Raw genomic sequence first — 2,572 nt, forward strand, 5'->3', positions numbered from 1 at the left:
TGTTTGGGGTCGTGGTCTTAAAAAATTACTTTGTGTTGAAGAAAAAACAGATCAGGAACTAGCAGAAGAAACAGAAAAAAATGCAATTGAACTGACTTCTGTTGCTGATTATGGATTTACTCTTTTGACTGTTTTCCAAAAAAGACACGTCTTTTTAGATTGTGTTGCTAGGGATTATGAACAAAAGGATGGTTTCTCCAGTGCTAACGCTCTTTTGGATGAACTTCATTTTAAATATTTAGAAATCCAAAAATTTAAACAACTTGAATAGTTGCAAGGACGACAATGACGAGGAGGAGCTGCGACAACGAGGAAGCGGAGGACGCAGCAAAAATACAAGTTTTATTATTATGAGGTTTTATTATGGATTTACGTGTTTTCCCTGGACGCAGTGATAATCAAAAATTTTACGTCTTAGGCTATTCAGTTATGAATAAAAATGATGCTTTAGTTTCTAAGAATGGGGAATTTTTTCCTGTTCCTTTTGCAGATGCTTATTTATTTGTTAATCCTGAACGTGCTCAAAATTACATAGATCAAAATGATTTGAAAAAAGATAATTTTACAGTGGTTAAGACTTTTCAATATTTAAAAGCTATTGGTTACGCATCACTTGAACATACCGATGATTTTATTCAAAAGGAAATGGATAAAGGAAAAGATATGTTTTTAGCCGATTTTGATGGATTTGATGATGAATTTTAAAAACGAGCTAACACCCAAAGAAATTGAATATTTACTTAGTCTTGTTGAATCTGATTATGAAGAAGTCGCTTCATATGTTGATTCTAAAGAATTAGAAAAGGAAGACAGGGAACAATATATTTATTATTGCGAACAATACGCCATGATTGATAACTTGCGAAAAAAGTTAGATTTCCGCGATTAGGATTTAAATGAAATTTAAGTCGTAAGTGCGCATTTCATGAAAGTAACAGAGGGGGTGGAGTTACCCCCGATCTGACATAATCAAAATCTAAAACCTTCCTTCCCTGATTACAGCTCCCATCTAAACCAAGATCGGGAGTTTTTCGGCTATGCCGACTTCCTGAAAAATATTTGCTTATTTTTTAAGTATGTGCAATATTTGAGTGGCAACATAAAATGGAATTGGTAACATGACTAGAAAACGAATTGCTTTGAGTGTTCCTCCTGAAATGGATGACGTTTTAGATCGTATTTCAGTTTTAACACAACAGCCAAAGACCAAGATAATTTTAGAATTATTGGAAGAATTTGTTCCTGTGCTTCAACAGACATTAGATGCTTTGGAGCAGATTCAAGAAAACAAAGAAAACGCTGTGAATATTGCAAAACAGTTTGCGCATGAAATGCTGCTAGATGGTAACCAAAAGCTAGGGCAAATGGCTGTCGAGGTTAAAAACCTTAAATAATGAAAAAGCCCTGAGAACTGCAATTCTCAAGGCTTTGGAATCCTGTAGTTGTACGGCAACAGTTAGGAGTAACTCTATTGTACGGTAACCATGACGTATGTCAAATAGCTGATAGGTCAGCACATCGCCAGTCGGCTGAGGGCTCGCAAGCGATGGGATGGGATGACCTTCCAGCGCATTTAAAACCTCATAAGGGAATTGATGGGGGTTTCCTAGGTATATATACGAAATCTCAGGCCACTTTTAAAAATACGGGTGTTGAACGTCTTCATAATTTCATTTTACAAGACCAAGCCTGCAAACTTTTACCTAAACATCGTGTTTGTAATTGTCTAAAAAAACGAATAGATAAAACTAAAGATCGCCTTGTTAAATACAATGTAGAACGAAAAAAAGCACACTGGTCTAATATGCAACGATGCGGTTGTCTTTGGATTGATCCTGTTTGTGCTAAACAAATTACAGAAGGTCGACGTTCTGAGCTTTCTTCTGCTATTGATCGTTGGAAAAAAGAATTTTTAGGCGGTTGCCTGCTTCTTACTCTTACTTTCTCTCATTCCCTTAATATGCCTCTTAAAGCTTCTCTTTTAGGGCTTAGGGATGCTTATGCTCGTTTTGTTGCTCATAGACGTGTAAAAGAGATTTTTAAGGCTATAGGCGTTGAAAATAAGATTAAAGGGCTAGAAATTTTATGGGGTCAAAATGGTTGGCATCCACATAATCATATTTTACTTTTAACTAAATATACCGTTTTAGGATTTGAGTCTTATAGAAATGAATTGGCTCGTATCTGGATTAGCTCATGTCTTAAAGCAGGTCTTCGTTCTCCAAGTATGGAACATGGTTTAGATATTCGTGATGGATCACATGCTGATGAATACATCAGTAAATATGGTTTACCGGATCAAAATAAATGGGGTCTTCCTGAAGAAATTACTAAAGGGCATATGAAGAAAGGTCGTAATGGTGGTTTTACTCCTTTCGATCTTCTCCAGTTATCTATCGAAGATAAGCCTTTATACGGTGATAAATTGCCCTCTAAATTATTTCAGGAATTTGCTTTTTCGATTAAAGGTTCTTCTCAACTTGTTTGGGGTCGTGGTCTTAAAAAATTACTTTGTGTTGAAGAAAAAACAGATCAGGAACTAGCAGAAGAAACAGAAAAAAATGCAATTGAA

At 35.6% G+C, this 2,572-nt stretch carries 4 protein-coding genes and 1 pseudogene; all 5 read left to right on the forward strand.

The genetic code is table 11. The features are described from left to right. Nucleotides 1-271 (forward strand): annotated as a pseudogene (locus tag NI468_RS15920) (hypothetical protein); the annotation flags it as partial. A 92-nt stretch (nucleotides 272-363) separates the two neighbouring features. Continuing rightward, the gene (locus NI468_RS15925; RefSeq protein ID WP_253102602.1) at nucleotides 364-705 is read left to right on the forward strand and encodes a hypothetical protein; all 342 of its coding nucleotides are present in this window, start codon (nucleotides 364-366) and stop codon (nucleotides 703-705) included. After that, complete coding sequence (locus NI468_RS15930) at nucleotides 695-889, forward strand: hypothetical protein (RefSeq protein WP_253102604.1); 195 nt, start codon at nucleotides 695-697, stop codon at nucleotides 887-889. Before NI468_RS15925 ends, NI468_RS15930 begins: the two co-directional genes overlap by 11 nt. Before the next feature lie 229 nt (nucleotides 890-1,118). Next, nucleotides 1,119-1,394, forward strand: a complete 276-nt coding sequence (locus NI468_RS15935) for a hypothetical protein (protein WP_253102605.1) — start codon at nucleotides 1,119-1,121, stop codon at nucleotides 1,392-1,394. 152 nt (nucleotides 1,395-1,546) lie between these two features. Continuing rightward, on the forward strand, nucleotides 1,547-2,572 hold a 1,026-nt coding region (locus tag NI468_RS15940), incomplete at its 3' end, for a rolling circle replication protein, Rep63 protein (protein WP_253102606.1).

The sequence above is a fragment of the Acinetobacter lwoffii genome (genome assembly GCF_024129355.1).
GTDB lineage: Bacteria > Pseudomonadota > Gammaproteobacteria > Pseudomonadales > Moraxellaceae > Acinetobacter > Acinetobacter lwoffii_I.